This window comes from Aquipseudomonas ullengensis (assembly GCF_014174475.1).
GTDB classification, from domain to species: Bacteria; Pseudomonadota; Gammaproteobacteria; order Pseudomonadales; family Pseudomonadaceae; genus Aquipseudomonas; species Aquipseudomonas ullengensis.
The window spans coordinates 18983-35255 of sequence record NZ_JACJUD010000001.1 but is presented as its reverse complement, the minus strand read 5'-3'; the positions used below and the strand labels follow the sequence as shown (position 1 = coordinate 35255).

Annotated in this window: 13 protein-coding genes; 4 read left to right on the top strand and 9 right to left on the bottom strand. The window is 65.7% G+C overall.

The annotated features are described in order from the left end of the window. Positions 1-212: 212 nt before the first annotated feature. From accC to H3H51_RS00120, 6 genes are all read right to left on the bottom strand, one after another. Positions 213-1568, bottom strand: coding sequence for an acetyl-CoA carboxylase biotin carboxylase subunit (gene accC, locus H3H51_RS00145; protein ID WP_183086995.1), 1356 nt, complete (start codon positions 1566-1568; stop codon positions 213-215). A 17-nt stretch (positions 1569-1585) separates the two neighbouring features. Beyond that, entirely contained in the window at positions 1586-2038 is a 453-nt protein-coding gene (gene accB, locus H3H51_RS00140) for an acetyl-CoA carboxylase biotin carboxyl carrier protein (protein ID WP_183086994.1), read from the bottom strand. A gap of 22 nt (positions 2039-2060) precedes the next feature. Further along, positions 2061-2504 carry a type II 3-dehydroquinate dehydratase gene (aroQ, locus tag H3H51_RS00135; RefSeq protein WP_183086993.1) on the bottom strand — a complete coding sequence of 148 codons (444 nt, stop codon included), beginning with the start codon at positions 2502-2504 and terminating at the stop codon, positions 2061-2063. A 121-nt stretch (positions 2505-2625) separates the two neighbouring features. Continuing rightward, positions 2626-4434, bottom strand: a complete 1809-nt coding sequence (locus H3H51_RS00130; protein ID WP_183086992.1) for a protein-disulfide reductase DsbD — start codon at positions 4432-4434, stop codon at positions 2626-2628. Between the two features lie 351 nt (positions 4435-4785). Then, positions 4786-6750 (bottom strand): methyl-accepting chemotaxis protein, encoded by a 1965-nt coding sequence (locus H3H51_RS00125; protein ID WP_183086991.1) that lies wholly within the window; start codon positions 6748-6750, stop codon positions 4786-4788. 89 nt (positions 6751-6839) lie between these two features. Further along, a complete protein-coding gene (locus tag H3H51_RS00120) occupies positions 6840-8456 on the bottom strand; it encodes a response regulator (protein ID WP_183086990.1) in 1617 nt (538 codons plus the stop codon). 251 nt (positions 8457-8707) lie between these two features. On the opposite strand from H3H51_RS00120, the gene H3H51_RS00115 reads away from it, so the two are divergent. The 4 genes from H3H51_RS00115 to speA all read left to right on the top strand — a co-directional run bounded on the left by H3H51_RS00115 (position 8708) and on the right by speA (position 13127). Beyond that, positions 8708-9775, top strand: a complete 1068-nt coding sequence (locus H3H51_RS00115; RefSeq protein ID WP_183086989.1) for a DUF2333 family protein — start codon at positions 8708-8710, stop codon at positions 9773-9775. A gap of 3 nt (positions 9776-9778) precedes the next feature. Next, positions 9779-10318 (top strand): NUDIX hydrolase, encoded by a 540-nt coding sequence (locus H3H51_RS00110; RefSeq protein ID WP_183086988.1) that lies wholly within the window; start codon positions 9779-9781, stop codon positions 10316-10318. A gap of 374 nt (positions 10319-10692) precedes the next feature. Beyond that, positions 10693-11064: a translation initiation factor Sui1 gene (locus H3H51_RS00105; RefSeq protein WP_183086987.1), complete on the top strand. Its 372-nt coding sequence runs from the start codon at positions 10693-10695 to the stop codon at positions 11062-11064. 149 nt (positions 11065-11213) lie between these two features. Then, the gene (gene speA, locus H3H51_RS00100; protein WP_183086986.1) at positions 11214-13127 is read left to right on the top strand and encodes an arginine decarboxylase; all 1914 of its coding nucleotides are present in this window, start codon (positions 11214-11216) and stop codon (positions 13125-13127) included. Positions 13128-13247: 120 nt separating this feature from the next. Here the strand turns inward: speA and H3H51_RS00095 are convergent, their stop codons facing one another. Genes H3H51_RS00095 through H3H51_RS00085 form a run of 3 tightly spaced genes read right to left on the bottom strand, consistent with a single transcriptional unit; the run spans position 13248 to position 16111 of the window. Continuing rightward, a complete protein-coding gene (locus H3H51_RS00095; protein WP_183086985.1) occupies positions 13248-13706 on the bottom strand; it encodes a DUF2214 family protein in 459 nt (152 codons plus the stop codon). A gap of 10 nt (positions 13707-13716) precedes the next feature. Further along, the gene (locus H3H51_RS00090; protein WP_183086984.1) at positions 13717-14754 is read right to left on the bottom strand and encodes a sensor domain-containing diguanylate cyclase; all 1038 of its coding nucleotides are present in this window, start codon (positions 14752-14754) and stop codon (positions 13717-13719) included. Next, the gene (locus H3H51_RS00085) at positions 14726-16111 is read right to left on the bottom strand and encodes an MATE family efflux transporter (RefSeq protein WP_183086983.1); all 1386 of its coding nucleotides are present in this window, start codon (positions 16109-16111) and stop codon (positions 14726-14728) included. Before H3H51_RS00085 ends, H3H51_RS00090 begins: the two co-directional genes overlap by 29 nt. Positions 16112-16273 lie beyond the last annotated feature (162 nt).

Here is a 16273-nt window from a genome sequence, read left to right as displayed (position 1 = left end):
TACTTGAGGGGCGGGTCGGCTGCCACCGCAGGCGCCGGCCGGAAACGACAAGGGCCGCCCGTGGGCAGCCCTTGTCGATGCATCTAGTCACGACCTTGCGAGCTAGAGCGAGACTAGGCAAAAGCAGCCGAGGAAGCGCAGTTTACTGCTGTAAATGAGCATTCCGAGGCTGCTTTTAACGCCGTATCGCCGACGCGCAGCAGGTCGTGGGCTTAGTGCTTATCCATCCCGAGTTTCTTTTCGAGATAGTGGATATTCACGCCGCCCTTGTTGAAGCCCTTGTCGACCACCAGGTCGCGGTGCAGCGGGATATTGGTCTTGATGCCGTCGACCACGATCTCGTCCAAGGCGTTGCGCATGCGGGCCATGGCCTCGGCGCGGTCCTTGCCATAGGTGATCAGCTTGCCGATCAGCGAGTCGTAGTTCGGCGGTACCGAGTAGCCGCTGTACAGGTGCGAATCGACGCGCACGCCGTTGCCGCCCGGGGCGTGGAAGTGCTTGACCTTGCCGGGGCAGGGCATGAAGTTGTCCGGGTCTTCGGCGTTGATCCGGCACTCCAGGGAATGGCCACGGATGACCACGTCGCTCTGCTTGATCGACAGTTTGTTGCCAGCAGCGATGCTGAGCATCTCCTTGACGATGTCGATGCCGGTGACCATTTCGGTGACCGGGTGCTCGACCTGTACGCGGGTGTTCATCTCGATGAAGTAGAAACGGCCATCTTCGTAAAGGAACTCGAAGGTGCCGGCACCGCGGTAGCCGATCTCGACACACGCATCGACGCAGCGCTTCAGCACTTCGGCGCGGGCCTTCTCGTCGATGCCCGGAGCTGGTGCTTCTTCCAGCACCTTCTGGTGGCGGCGCTGCAGCGAGCAGTCGCGGTCGCCCAGGTGCACGGCGTTGCCCTGGCCATCAGAGAGCACCTGGACTTCCACGTGACGCGGATTGCCGAGGAATTTCTCCAGGTAGACCATCGGGTTGCCGAACGCTGCACCGGCTTCGGTACGGGTCAGCTTGGCCGATTTGATCAGGTCTTCTTCCTTGTGCACCACGCGCATGCCGCGACCACCACCGCCACCGGCGGCCTTGATGATCACCGGGTAGCCCACTTCGCGGGCAATCTGCAGGGCGGTTTCTTCGTCTTCCGGCAGCGGGCCCTCGGAGCCGGGTACTACCGGTACGCCGGACTTGATCATGGCGTCCTTGGCCGACACTTTGTCGCCCATCAGGCGGATGGTGTCGGCTTTCGGGCCGATAAAGGCGAAGCCGGAGTTTTCCACCTGTTCGGCGAAATCGGCGTTCTCGGCGAGGAAGCCGTAGCCCGGGTGAATCGCCGTGGCGCCGGTGACTTCGGCAGCGCTGATGATCGCCGGGATGCTCAGGTAGGACTTGGCGCCAGGTGCCGGGCCGATGCACACGGTTTCATCGGCCAGGCCCAGGTGCATCAGTTCGCGGTCGGCGGTGGAGTAGACCGCCACCGTCTTGATGCCCAGCTCCTTGCAGGCACGCAGGATGCGCAGGGCAATTTCGCCACGGTTGGCGATCAGGACTTTCTCCAGCTTCTGCATCGCAGGTTCCCCGTGCATCAAACGATGGTGAACAGGGGTTGGTCGTATTCCACCGGCTGGCCGTTATCCACCAGGATGGATTCGATCACGCCACTGGCTTCGGCCTCGATGTGGTTCATCATTTTCATCGCTTCGACGATGCACAGGATGTCGCCTTTCTTCACGCTCTGGCCGACTTCAACGAAATTGCCGGAGGTTGGCGAGGCGGCGCGGTAGAAGGTGCCGACCATCGGCGAGCGAGCCACGCTGCCGTTCAGTTTGGCGGCGGCCGGCGCTGCTTCGGCAGCGGGGGGTGCGGCAACCGGAGCGGCGACCGGCGCAGGTGCCGGGGCGTACATCGGTTGGGCGTAGGCCGGCTGCTTGCTGTGGCGGCTGATGCGTACGGACTCTTCGCCCTCACGGATTTCCAGCTCGTCGATGCCGGACTCTTCCAGCAGTTCGATCAGTTTTTTGACTTTACGAATATCCATAGGTGTTCAACTCCCAGTCAGGTCAGGGTCGTTCAAGTTGTTCGAGTGCGGCCTCCAGGGCCAGCCGGTAACCGCTGGCGCCAAGGCCGCAGATCACTCCCACGGCAACGTCGGAAAAGTAGGAGTGATGGCGGAAAGCTTCACGCTTGTGCACGTTGGACAGGTGCACTTCGATGAATGGGATGCTCACTGCCAGCAATGCGTCACGTAAGGCGACGCTGGTATGGGTGAAAGCCGCCGGATTTATCAGAATAAAGTCGACACCTTCGCCTTTCGCGGCGTGAATGCGCTCGATCAGTTCGTACTCGGCATTGCTCTGCAGGTACTGCAGATGATGGCCGGCAGCGCGGGCGCGCTGCTCGAGATCCTGGTTGATCTGCGCCAGGGTGGTGGCGCCGTAGACGCCGGGCTCGCGAGTGCCCAGCAGGTTGAGATTGGGGCCGTGCAGCACCAGGAGGGTAGCCATGGGCTTTGTCCTTGTTATGACCTGGGAATGGCCGGGACTATGCCGAATGCGCTGGGAACTGTCCAGTTGCCAGCAGTAGGCAACACGATGGCCGAAATTTGCTGCAAGAATATGAAGCGTTTCAGTTCTGGCGGGCAGCGGCCTGGGTCAGGCGTTGGGCAAAGTCGGCGGCGCCGATTTCACCTACGACACGCAGATCGGCCATTTCGTCACCCTTTGCCGAAAAGAACAGGATCGCCGGCGGGCCGAACAGCTGGTAGCGGTCGAGCAGCGCGCGCTGCGCCGGGTTGCTTTCGGTGATGTCGAAGCGGATCAGGCGTAGGCCGTTCAACTGCCTCGTCACCTCGGGGGCGGTGAGCACTTCGCGTTCGATCACCTTGCAGCTGATGCACCAGTCTGCGTACCAGTCGAGCAGCAGTGGCTGGCCAGCGCTTTTCGCCGCAGCGAGGGCGGCGTCCAACTCGGCGGGGCTGGTCACGGTCTGCCAGGTGGCGCTGGCCGGTGCGGCTTGTACGCTGCTGCTGGCAACCACCGACTGACCCAGCGGGCGCAGCGGGTCGTTGTGACCCTGCAGGGCGCCGAACCAGGCGGCGATGGCGTAGATCAGCAGCGGCAGACCGATCAGCTGAGACAGCTTCTGGTGATGGGTCTTCGGCGTCAGTTCTAGCGCACCCAGCCACAGGGCGACGCCAGCGGCCAGCAGGCCCCACAAAGCGAGGGCGACTGGGCCCGGCACTACGCGCTCGAGCAGCCAGACGGCGACCGCCATCAGCAGCGCACCGAACAGGTTGCGTACGCCGATCATCCAGTTGCCGGACTTCGGCAGCAGCGCGCCACCGCCGACGGCGAACAGCACCAGTGGCGTGCCCATGCCCAGGCCCAGCACCAGTAGCTTGAGGCCGCCGCCGAGGGCGTCGCCGCTGGCGCTGATATACAGCAGCGCGCCGGCCAGCGGGGCCGAGACGCAGGGCGACACCAGCAGGCTGCTGAGCACGCCAAGCGCAGCGGCGCTGAGGATGGTGCCGCCGCGCAGGCGCTGGCTCAGGCGTTGCAGCGGGCCGTCGATGGCCTGCGGCAGGCGCAGTTCGAGAAAGCCCAGGCTGGCCGCACCGAACAGGGCGAAGAAAATTGCGAAGGGCACCAGCACCCAGGGCGATTGCAGGCGGGCCTGCAGATTGAGTTCGGCACCGAACAGGCCCATCAGCGCGCCGAGGATGGCGAAGCTGATGGCCATCGGCAGCACGTAGGCCAGCGCCAGCACCAGGCTACGCAGGCCGCCAGGCTGGCCGCGCAGGACCACGCCGGTAAGGATCGGCAGCATCGGCAGCACGCAGGGGGTGAAGGCCAGGCCCAGGCCGCCAAGGAAGAACAGCGCCAGCTCCTTCCAGCTCCAGCCTGATGCGGTCGCCGGCGATGTGGCGTTTACGCTGGGGGTGGCGGAGGTGGCTTCATTCGTCGCGGCCTGGTTGCTGCCCTCGACCTCCAGGCGCTCGGTTTCCGGTGGGTAGCACAGGCCCTTGTCGGCGCAGCCCTGGTAGGTGACATGCAGGGTGTACGGCAGCTTGTAGCTGTTGTTCAGCGGCAGCTCGACATCGGTGATGCCGTAATACACCTCGACGTCGCCGAAGTATTCGTCGTGCTTGGGCTTGCCGGCCGGCAGCACGGCTTCGCCCTGCGTCAGGTCGCTGGGCTCGATACGGAACTGGAAGCGGTGGCGATAGAGGTAGTAGCCCTCGGCCGCGACGAAGCGCAGCTTGACCGAGGTCGGCGTGCTTTCCACCAGGCTCAGGCGGAAGGCCTCGCGCACGGGCAGGAAGTCGCTGCTGTTGTTCAGGGGCGCGCCCAGGGGGGCGTCGGGCAACTTGTCGAACAACCCGGCCATGGCCGGCAGGGTGAGCAGCAACAGGAGCAGGGGCAGCAGACGGTGCATGGGAGGCTCGCACAACGGACTTGGCGGGCATCATACCCAAGTCGGCGGGCCGACCCCATAAGACGGCATGCCGCAGGGTGTCAGCGGATATTGCCAGGCGACCGGAGGTCGCCATTCGTGGTGAGCAGGTTCTTGGGGGTTGTGATGACTGCCGCTCCCTCACCCCAGCCCTCTCCCGGAGGGAGAGGGGGCTTGATCGACGTGGGGCTGAACGCTGAGCCTGGAGATACCTCGGACGGACCCCCTATCCCTCCGGGAGAGGGCTGGGGTGAGGGGAGAGGCCCTGGGAGTTCAGGCTGAATCGTTCCACGGACAGATGCGCCGTGGTGACGCCATTCAATGCTGAGCGACCTAGCCGACGCGGAAAGCCTGCACTGCCGTATGCAGCTGGCCGCCGAGCAGCAACAGCTGTTCGCCCTGTTGGCGGCCTTCGCCGATGCGCGCCAGGTTGTCGCCGCCGAGGCGGTGGATGCGCTCGCTGTGATCGCGAATCTCGCTGGCCGCGCCGCCTTGCTGGGCGGTGGCTTCGGCAATGCGCTCGGCCATGCTGGCGATGGTGCGGATCGACACCACCACTTCGTCGAGGGCGCCATCGGCCTGTTCGGCCTTGCCAGCGGTGGCTTCGGCATGTTCGACCTGGGCGCGCATGGCCGCTACCGACTGCTGGGCAGCAAGTTGCAGGCGGGCGATCAGTTGCTGGATTTCCTCGGTGGCGCCGCTGGTGCGCTGGGCCAGCGAGCGCACTTCCTCGGCGACCACGGCAAAGCCACGGCCCATCTCGCCGGCGCGTGCCGCTTCAATGGCGGCATTGAGCGCCAGCAGGTTGGTCTGTTCGGCGACGCTGCGAATCACCGTCAGCACCTGGCCGATGGTGTCGGTTTCGGCGGCCAGTTGCTCGATCGACAGGGCGTTGCCCTGCACTTCACCAACCAGTTCATGCAGGCCGGCCAGGCTCTGCTCGATCACCCGCTGTCCCTGCTCCACGGCGCGACTGGCCGAGCGGCTGGCGTCGGCAGCGTGACTGGCATCGGTGGCGACCTGGGCGATGGTGCCCTCCAGTTCGCCGAGGGCATCGCGAATCTGCGCGGTGTCGGCCAGCTGGCGCTCGGCGCCGCCGTGCAGGCCCTGGCTGAGGTCGGCCAGGGTGCGGCTGCTGCCGGCCACTTCGCCGGCGTGCTGGTGGATGGTGCCGACCAGCTCCACCAGGTAGCGGCGCAGGCGGTTCAGTGAGTCCTCGATGTCGTGCATCTCGCGGGTACGCACCTGCAGGGCGATGTCGTCGGCGAAGTCGCCGGCGGCCCATTGCGACAATGCCGGCGCCAGGCGCCCGAGTACGTTGCTGAGGCGGCGCTGGATCTGGTCGAGGGTCAGGGCGATCAGCAGGATCAGGCCGATCATCAGGCCCTGGATCAGGCGCACCTCCGCCTGGATGCGCCCGTGCTCGGCGAGCACCGCGGGCTCCAGGGCGGCCAGCGCCTGTTGCAGGCTGGCGACCTTTTCCTCGGTATTGCGCGCCAGGCCGCTGCGCTGCTCGATCAGCGTGCGGGTGCGCGCCAGTTCGCCGGGGTAGCGCGTGAGCAGGCTGGCGAATTCACGCTTGAGGGCGATGCCTTTGTCCTCGGCCTGTTGCTGGGTGTCGTCGCTGGCCAGGCCCATCATCGCGGCAAAGTTGTTGCTACTTGACTCGCTGCTGGCGCTCACGCCCAGCAGGGGCAGGGCGTCGAGGCTGGCGGCTTGCTGGCCGAGGGCCGTCAGCTCGCGCTGCAGGTCGTCGGCCAGTTCACTGCGGCCGCTGCTCACCAGCTTGTCGCGGGCGTGGGCGAGGCGCGTCAGGTGCTGCGCGGCGGCGAACAACGGGGCCTGGTAGGCGCTCGCGGCCGGGTTGTCGGTGTGGGCGTACTCGGCCAGTTGTTCGAGGACGCCGGCCATTTCGCGTTCGGCTTGCAGCAGCAGGCCTTGCGGGTCACCGGCCAGCTTGCCGGCAGCGAGCAGTTCGCCGGCGGTGAAGCGGCTCAGGTCATCGAGGCTGGGGCGCAGGTTGCTGGCCAGGTCTGGCGGCAGTTCATCCAGTGCCTGCTCCAGTTCGCCGATGGCCTGGCTGGCCTGCTTGTGGCGCAGGGCATCGCCGCGCGCCAGGTAGTCCTGGATATTGCCGGCGACCTGGTGCTGGAACTGTTGCGACAGGCTGAGGTAGCGCTGCATCAGCAGGTAGGGGCGCTCCAGCGCCTGCTCCGACCACCAGAGTGTGGCGGCCAGGGCCAGGCAGGCGGTGACAAGGAGGGCGGTAGACAGGTTGGTCAGCAGTTTGAGACGCATGGAAGGCAGCACCGGACGACGGAAAACGGTGCTGCCGAGGTTATTGCGGTTTGATTGCAGGATCGTGACAGGGTGACCTGGTTCACGTTCTAGCTGAGGTGAATCTCCACCCGGTTCCGTCCGCCGCGCTTGGCCAGGTACATAGCCTCGTCGGCCTGCTTGGACAGGGTGTTGATGTCCATGCCATCGGTCAGCTCGGCCACTCCGCAACTGAAGGTGCAGGACAGGTCGCCCTGCTGCGCCGGGTAGTGGATCTCGGCGAAGCGCCGGCGGATCTCGTCGAGCACCTTGGCCGCGGTGACCGCGTCGGTGTCCGGCAGGACCACGGCGAACTCTTCGCCACCGTAGCGGCCAATGTGGTCGGTCTTGCGCAGGCGCTGCTTGAGAAACAGCGCCAGGCTCTTGATCACCCGGTCGCCCATGGGGTGGCCGTAGGTGTCGTTGACCCGCTTGAAGTGGTCGATGTCGATCATCGCGAAGGTTAGCGGCTGGCCATCGCGGCGGGCGCGGAAACGCGCGTCTTCGAGCAGCTGCAGGGTGTGGGTGTGGTTGAACAGCCCGGTGAGGCTGTCACGCACCATGCGCGCCCGCAGGTTGCGCGCCCGTGCCGCGCGGTTGCGCACGGTGGCGATCAGGTGGCGCGGCTTGATCGGTTTGGTGAGGAAGTCGTCGCCACCTTCGCTCATCGCATCGAGCTGCTTGTCGAGGTCGTCTTCGGCGGACAAGTAGATGATCGGCACGCTGACGTAACGGTCGTTGTGGCGGATCACCTTGGCCAGCTCGGTGCCGTGGCAGTCGGGCATGTACATGTCGAGGATGATCAGGTCCGGCTGGAAGTCGGCCAGCTCGGCCATCGCCTGGATCGGCTCGGTCAGGGTGCGGGTGACGATGCCGGCGCTGTTCAGTACGCGCTCGGTGTGGGTGGCCTGGGCCCGCGAGTCGTCGACGATCAGCACTTTATAGGGGTCGTAGTGCATGACGTTGGTGAGGATCTCGATGCGCTCGATCAGGCTCGAGGCGTCTAGGCTGCCGGTGAAGAACTCTTCGCCACCAGCGCGCACCGCGGCCAGGCGGGTCGGGGTGTCGGTGTCGTCGTGGCTGAAGAACAGCAGCGGCAGCTTCTGTTCCAGGCCTTGCTGGGCCTCGCTGGCCAGCTCCAGGCCGCGACCGGGGCCGGCGAAGTCCACTTCCATCAGAATCGCCGCCGGGTGGCGCTCGGCCATGGCCGCGCGGAAGGCCTCGGCACTGGGCAGGGCCTGGGCGCTGAGGCCAAAGAATTCCAGCTGCTGGGCCAGGCGTTCGCTGCGGTCGAGATCCTGCAGGGCCAGGTACACCGGCTTGCGCAGTGGCGGCAGGAAGGTCTGCTCGAACTGGTCGCCATGGCGCAGACCGGTGCGCGACAGGCGCTGCATCAGCAGGTTGAGTTCGGTGATCAGATGACTGGTCAGGCGCCCACGATTGCCTTCCACCGCTTCCAGGCAGTTGCCGATGGAGCGAGCCAGGTGGATGTGCACGTCCTGCTCGAAGCGTTCGGCATAGCGCAGCAGGCCGAGGTTGGCCTCGGTCAGCTCGGCCATGATGCCGGCGCTCCATTCGCACTGCTGCAGGCGTTGCCAGACTTCCAGAAGCTGGCGGGCCTGGTAGATCACGCGTTTGGCGAAATGCTGCTTGAGGCGGTCGCGGCTGGGATCTTCGTGTTCGTTCATGGCTACAGTCGTTCTCTGACCAGCCTGCCGGCTGGATGATGGCTCGATGCTACCACTGGGCGGATTAAGCGCTATAACCATCGGTCATTTGACGCCAGATTTCCATCTTTTGGCTGCTTTGCCCGCTTTTGCCGGCAGGATACTGGAGTTGGCCACTGCGTACCGGGCGCGCTTCACTTATAGTGCAAGCCGGCAACTCCCGGCTCCATCGCGGGTCGGATAGTCAAAGGAACGTAATCAAGGACACTGCCATGTTGGACTGGAAAAAGCGTGCGGGCGATCTGCGCGACAACGTCGATGACTCCGTGGACGGGGCGCGCAGCTACTTCGGTGGCCTGTGGCTGAGCCGAACCCTGGGTACCCTGCTGGCCCTTTACCTGCTCGGTGCAATGGGCATCGGCTGGTTCTGGAGCCAGGAGCCCGAGCTGTTTCCGGTGCAGCAGAATGCCCAGGCGGCGGCCGAACAGGCCCAGCGCAAGCTGGTCAGCGGCTACACCACGGTGGAGACGCTGAAACAGGTGTCCAGCACCCTGCTCAACAAGCCCGGTGGCTACCTGTCCAACGACCTGGCGCCGCCCGGCCTGTGGCTGGACAACATGCCGAGCTGGGAATACGGCGTGCTGGTACAGGTGCGCGACTTGTCCCGCGCGCTGCGCAAGGACTTCGCCCGCTCGCAGTCGCAGTCCACCGAAGACCCGGACCTGGCCAAGGCCGAGCCGCGCTTCAACTTCGACAACAAGAGCTGGGCGCTGCCGGCGTCCGAGTCCGAATATGGCGAAGGCATCAAGTCGCTGGACCGCTACCTGGCGCGCCTGGCCGATCCAGGTCAGCCGAATGCGCAGTTCTATGCCCGTGCCGACAACCTCAACAACTGGCTGGGCGATGTCGCCACGCGCCTGGGTTCGTTGTCTCAGCGCCTGTCTGCCAGCGTTGGCCGGGTACGCCTGAACACCGATCTGTCGGACAAGCCGCTGGTTGAGGGTGAGGCGGTTCCGGTCAGCGAGGAAGAGGTGAAAACGCCCTGGCTGCAGATCGACAACGTCTTCTATGAGGCCCGTGGTCAGGCCTGGGCGCTGTCGCACATCCTGCGGGCCATCGAGGTCGACTTCGCCGACGTGCTGGCGAAGAAGAACGCCACCGTCAGCGTGCGGCAGATCATCCGCGAGCTGGAGGCGGCGCAGGAGCCGCTGTGGAGCCCGATGATCCTCAACGGCAGCGGTTATGGCGTGCTGGCCAACCACTCGCTGGTAATGGCCAACTACATCTCCCGCGCCAACGCGGCGATCATCGACCTGCGCACCCTGCTGACCCAGGGCTGAGGCGTGCCGATATCCGCGCAGGAGGCGGCCCACCGTGCCGCCTCCGATGCCTCGCGCATTGCCTGGGTCGATGAGCAGGACCAACCCCTCGGCGGCCTGCCGCGTGCCGAGTTGCGCGAGCGCGGGTTGATCGGTCGTGGCACCTTCATCCTGTTGTTCAATTCCACCGGTGAGCTGTGCGTGCACCGGCGCACCCTGAGCAAAGCGGTCTATCCCGGCTACTGGGACGTGGCGGCCGGTGGCATGGTCGACGAAGGCGAGAGCTACGCCACGGCGGCGGCGCGCGAGCTGGCCGAGGAGCTGGGTATCGTCGATGTGCCGTTGCGCGAGCACGGGCGCTTCTTCTTCGATCAGCCGGGTAATCGCCTGTGGGGCGCGGTGTTTTCTGCCGTCTCCGATGCGCCGCTGCGTTTGCAGCCGGAAGAGGTGCTGGAAGCGTGCTTCATCTCCCCCGAACAGGCGCTGCGCGACGCACAAGACAAACCCTTCTGCCCGGACTCGCTGGAAGCGCTCAAGCGCTACCTGGCCACCCCAGGGGTGTAGGAGCGAGCTCTGCTCGCGAAGCTCTTGCGCGCCAACGTTCGCGAGCAGAGCTCGCTCCTACAAAGCAGGGTCCAGCCCTAGTGGCACCTGGCTTTGTGCAGTATTCCAAAACACCTTTGTGCGAGATGCCGAACGGCGTCGCCAATCCGTCGAGCAATGGCGCAATCTCGTACTTAGCACGCCGGCCTTTTGCCCTTACACTGCGCCACCTTTAGAGGGCCTGACCCATGATCAGGCTTTCGTTGTTGCGATCTCGCGAGCTAGCGCCAGGCTAGGTGCCGCTGATCGCAATGCGCAGCCCCTGCCTGAGTGGGGCCTCGCGGCTGACGACTGTCAGCCAGTCGCTATCCTGACCAACCCAAGAGGAAAAGCCGGTGGTCAAGAAAGCTGCTTCATTCTCCGCCCTGAGCGGTCTCGTCTATTCCACCGACGCCGGTCGGCACTGCCCTGACTGCAGCCAGCCAGTGGATGCCTGCATCTGCAAGAAAACCCTGATCCCCGCTGGTGACGGCATTGCCCGTGTGCGCCGGGAAACCAAGGGTCGTGGCGGCAAGACTGTCACCACCATCAGCGGCGTGCCGCTGGCCGAAGAGCCGCTCAAGGAGCTGGCCAGCGCGCTGAAGAAGCGCTGCGGCTGCGGTGGCGGCTTGAAGGACGGGGTGATCGAGATCCAGGGTGACATGGTCGACCTGCTTCTCGAAGAACTGACCAAGCGCGGCTTCAAGGCCAAGAAGTCCGGCGGCTAGCCGGGCGTTTCCTAAACTTCTGCACAGGCTCGGGGGTCAACCCCTGGGTTGGGCTGTCGGCTTATCGCAGGCCGGAGCCAGCAATCGTCATTTATCCGCTCTAACCTGTCGCCGTCGGTGACAGTTTGACTCGCAACAGGGAGACCTCGATGGCCGCACGACGTACACGCAAAGATGACGGAAGCCAATGGACCGCGGCCGACAGTCGCAGTGTCTATGGCATTCGCCACTGGGGCGCCGGCTTTTTCGCGATCAACGACGCGGGTCGCGTCGAAGTCCGCCCGAACGGCCCCGACAGCGCGCCGATCGATCTCTACGCCCAGCTTGATGGCCTGCGCGAGAGTGGCCTGTCGCTGCCGCTGCTGGTGCGTTTCCCCGACATCCTGCAGCACCGCGTGCGTCAGCTGACCGGTGCCTTCGATGCCAACATCGAGCGCCTGGAATACGGCAATCGCTACACCGCGCTGTACCCGATCAAGGTCAACCAGCAGGAGGCGGTGGTGGAAAACATCATCGCCACGCAGAACGTCTCCATCGGCCTGGAGGCCGGTTCCAAGCCCGAGCTGATGGCCGTGCTGGCGCTGGCGCCGAAGGGCGGCACCATCGTCTGCAATGGCTACAAGGACCGCGAGTTCATCCGCCTGGCGCTGATGGGGCAGAAGCTCGGCCACAACGTCTTCATCGTGATCGAGAAGGAATCCGAGGTGCAGCTGGTGATCGAGGAGGCGGCCGAGTTGAAGGTTGCCCCACAGATCGGCCTGCGCGTGCGCCTGTCTTCACTGGCGTCCTCGAAGTGGGCCGACACCGGTGGCGAGAAGTCCAAGTTCGGCCTGTCGGCCGCGCAGCTGCTGTCGGTGGTCGAGCGCTTCACCAAGGCCGGGTTGGACCAGGGCATTCGCCTGCTGCACTTCCACATGGGTTCGCAGATCGCCAACATCGCCGACTACCGCAAGGGCTTCCGCGAGGCTATCCGCTACTACGGCGAACTGCGTTCGCTGGGCCTGCCGGTCGATCACATCGACGTGGGCGGCGGCCTGGGCGTCGACTACGACGGCACCCATTCGCGCAACGCCAGCTCGATCAACTACGACATGGACGACTACGCCGCCACAGTGGTCGACATGCTCAAGGAGTTCTGCGACCGCCAGGGCATTCCGCACCCGCACATCTTCTCCGAGAGCGGCCGGGCGATGACCGCGCACCATGCGGTGCTGGTCGTGCAGGTCACCGATGTGGAGAAGCACAACGACGACGTGCCGCACATCGACCCCGCCGTCGAGCAGCCGGAAGTCCTGCAGGCGCTGATCGAGCTGCTCGGTGATACCGACCCGGAAATGGTCGCCGAGAGCTACTGGCGCGCCACTCACTTCATCGAGGAAGTGGCGGCGCAGTATTCCGCCGGCAAGCTCGACCTGCCGCAGAAGGCCCTGGCCGAGCAGTGCTACTTCGCCATCTGCCGTCGCCTGCACAACCAGCTCAAGGCGCGCCAGCGTTCGCACCGTGCGGTGCTCGACGAGCTCAACGACAAGCTGGCCGACAAGTACATCTGCAACTTCTCGGTATTCCAGAGCCTGCCGGACACCTGGGCCATCGGCCAGATCCTGCCGATCCTGCCGCTCAACCGGCTGGACGAAGAGCCCCTGCGCCGTGCGGTGCTGCAGGACCTGACGTGCGATTCGGATGGCAAGATCCGCCAGTACGTCGACGAGCAGAGCATCGAGACCAGCCTGCCGGTGCATGAGCTGCGCGAGGGTGAAGACTATGTGCTGGGCATCTTCCTGGTCGGCGCCTACCAGGAAATCCTCGGCGACATGCACAACCTGTTCGGCGATACCGACTCGGTGAACATCTACCAGAACGCCGACGGCAGCGCGTACCACGCCGGTATCGAGAACCACGACACCATCGAGGACATGCTGCGCTACGTGCACCTGTCGCCCGAGGAGCTGATGACCTACTACCGCGACAAGGTGGCCAGCGCCAAGCTCACCGCCCGCGAGCGCACCCAGTACCTGGATGCCTTGCGCCTGGGGCTGACCCGCTCGTCCTACCTGGCGACCTGAGGCGGGTAGGGCGGGTGCAACCCGCGAGTTGGGGTGGCGCGTGTTGCACCCGCCCTACGTCATAACCCACAAAAAGCCCGGCATCTGCCGGGCTTTTTGTGCCTGCTGAACCCGCGCCGATCAGGGCGCGATCATGCCGAAGCCACGGGCCATCAGGCTGGCGAGGAAGGGCAGGCAGACCAGCAGCAACAGCTCCAGGCGGATCACCAGCAGCGTGCGCCTGGCCACCGCCGGGCTGATCTGCGGAGCCTTGCCGGCCAGCAGGTCGTTGCGCCAGTTGAAGAAGGTCAGGGTGGGGATGATCGACAGCAGGCCGATCAGGATGAACAGGCCGACCTTGGCGTGGAACAGGCTGTTGTGCAGGTAGTAGTCCAGGCCCTTGCCGAACCACAGCACGCGTGCGGCGCCGGTGACCAGCACCAGCCCGGCGCAGGCACCGTAGGCGATATCCACCCGCAGCAGGCTGCGCGCGCGCTCCAGTTCCATCACCGGTTTGAACAGCAGGTGCTCGCCGGTCAGCAGGGCGAACAGGACGAAAATCGACAGGTAATGCAGGCTGGCGGCAATGGCGTCGGCCATGGGCTGTTCCTCAGGTCAGGTCACTGGCATGGACCGTTCTGTTGCGGCCCTGTTGCTTGGCACTGTAGAGGGCGCGGTCGGCGCGCTCCAGTACCGCGTTCTGGTTCTCGCCGCTGGCGGTGAGGGCGGTGCCGATACTGATGGTCAGGTTGTGGGTCTGCTGGCCGATGCTCATCGGGGTGGCGCCGATGGTGCTGCGGACGCGCTCGGCGATGTGCTGCAGCTCGGCTTCGTCGTGCACGCTGACCAGGGCGACGAATTCCTCGCCGCCCAGGCGTACCAGCAGGTCATCCGGGCGCAGGGCCGCCGCCATGCGCCGGGCGCTTTCCCACAGCACCTGGTCGCCGCCGGCATGGCCGAACTGATCGTTGACCTGCTTGAAGTGGTCGAGGTCGCAGAACACCACGCCCAGCTGCAGGCCGGCATCGCGCGCGGCGGCGTATTCGCGCGGGAAAAATTGTGCCAGGCCGGCGCGGTTCCACAGCTGGGTCAGCGGGTCAATCAGCGCCTTGCGCTGCTCGCGATCCACCGCCTGGCGCAGGCGCTGGGTCTGCTGGCTCATGCTGCGCAACTGCAGGTAACCCTCGACCAGGGTGCCCAGGTCCTGCAGGTGGAAGCGCTGCTGCGGGCTTAGCCCGCGCGGCTGCGGATCAAGCATGCACAGGGTTCCGATCGGCTGGCCGCTACGGCTGTACAGCGGCTGGCCGGCATAGAAGCGAATAAACGGCGCACCGCTGACCAGTGGGTTGTCGCTGAAGCGTGGGTCCTGGGTGGCGTCTTCGATCACCAGCGGGCTGCGCGCCGCCACCGCATGGCCGCAGAAGGAAATATCGCGGCCAGTCTCCATAGCCTCCAGGCCGATACGTGCCTTGAACCACTGGCGGTCGCGGTCGATCAGGCTGATCAGCACGGTTTCCACCTGGAACAGTTCGCGGGTCAGGCGCACCAGGGTGTCGAGGTAATGCTCGGCGGGGGTGTCGAGCAGGTCGAGCTCGTCCAGCGCCGCTTGGCGGCTGTTTTCATCGACGGGGACCGGAGGGCTGAGCATGTTTTTCTCCATCAGCAGTGCTGCTAATCCAAGCACCCTGGCGGCCAAGGCGCCAGGCGATGATGCCCAGGCTGCTGCCGCGCAACAGCATGAAGCCGAGGAAGGCCAGCCACAGGCCGTGGTTGCCCAGGCCGCGCAGGGCCCAGCCGAGCAGTAGCGCCAGGGTCACGCTGAACAGCATGGCATTGCGCATTTCCCGGGCGCGGGTGGCGCCGATGAACAGGCCGTCGAGCAGGTAGCTCCACACCGCCACCAGCGGCAACACAGCCAGGTAGGGTAGGTAGACGTACGCCACCGCGCGCACGGGCTGCATGTCGCTCTGCAGGTCGATGAACCAGTGGCCGCCGAGCAGGAACAGCAGGGCGAACAGCAGGCTGCCGAGCAGCGACCAGCCGCCGGCGACCACCAGCGAGCGCTGCAGGGTCAGGCGGTCCCGGGCGCCGATGGCATGCCCGCACAGCGCCTCCACCGCCTGGGCCAAACCGTCCAGGGCAAAGGCGGCCAGCAGCAGGCCATTGAGCAGCAGGGCGTTGGCTGCCACCGTGGCATCGCCCAGGCGGGTGCCTTGCACGGTGATCAGGAAGAACACCAGGTGCAGCGCGAGGGTGCGGATGAGGATGTCGCGGTTAACCGCCAGCAGGGCGACCCAGCTGTGCCAGCGGTACAGCTGCTCGCGCTGCAGCTGCCCAGGCTGGCGGCGCAGGGCCTGCCAGGCCAGCGTCAGGCCGACCAGCGCGCCGCACCATTCGGCGAGTACCGAGGCGCGCGCCGAGCCGACCACGCCCCAGTCCAGGCCGAGGACGAACCACAGGTTGAGCGCCACATTGAGCAGGTTGGTGCTCAGCAGCACGGCCAGCGCGCCACGGGCGCTTTGCGTGCCCAGCAACCAGCCGACCAGGGCTGAGCAGGCCAGGGTCGCCGGCAGGCCCAGTAGGCGGGTGTGGAAGAACTCGCGGGTCAGCGCATCCAGGGTTGCCGACGGCTGCATCAGGTGCAGGGCGGCGTCGCTCAGGGGGATCGCCAGCAGGCCGATGGCCACCGCCAGGGCGCCGGCCAGCAACAGGCTTTGCAGCAGTACCAGGCGCAGCGCACCGCCATCGCCACGGCCATAGGCCTGGGCGGCGAAGCCGGTGGCGCTCATGCGCAGGATGCCGAACACCCCGACCAGCATGGCGTACAGGCTGCTGCCCACCACCACCGCGCCCAATTGCTGGACCTGGGGTAGGTGGCCGACCACCGCGCTGTCCACCAGCGCCACCAGCGGAACCGACAGGTTGGAGAGAATCATCGGCAGGGCCAGGGCCCAGACGCGGCGGTGGGTGGGTAGATGTTGCCAGGCGGCGCGCAGTGTCGACATGGAGGCTCCGGGAAAGCGCCGATTATAGGCGCGCGCGGCGGTCGGCATGACGCTTGCTGAGCTATCGTGCAGACAGCGGCCATCAATGATGGCCAGTCGCCTCAAGCCAGGCCGGAACCTGGTCGATACAGCAACAGCGCAGGCCGTAATCGGCCCGCACCC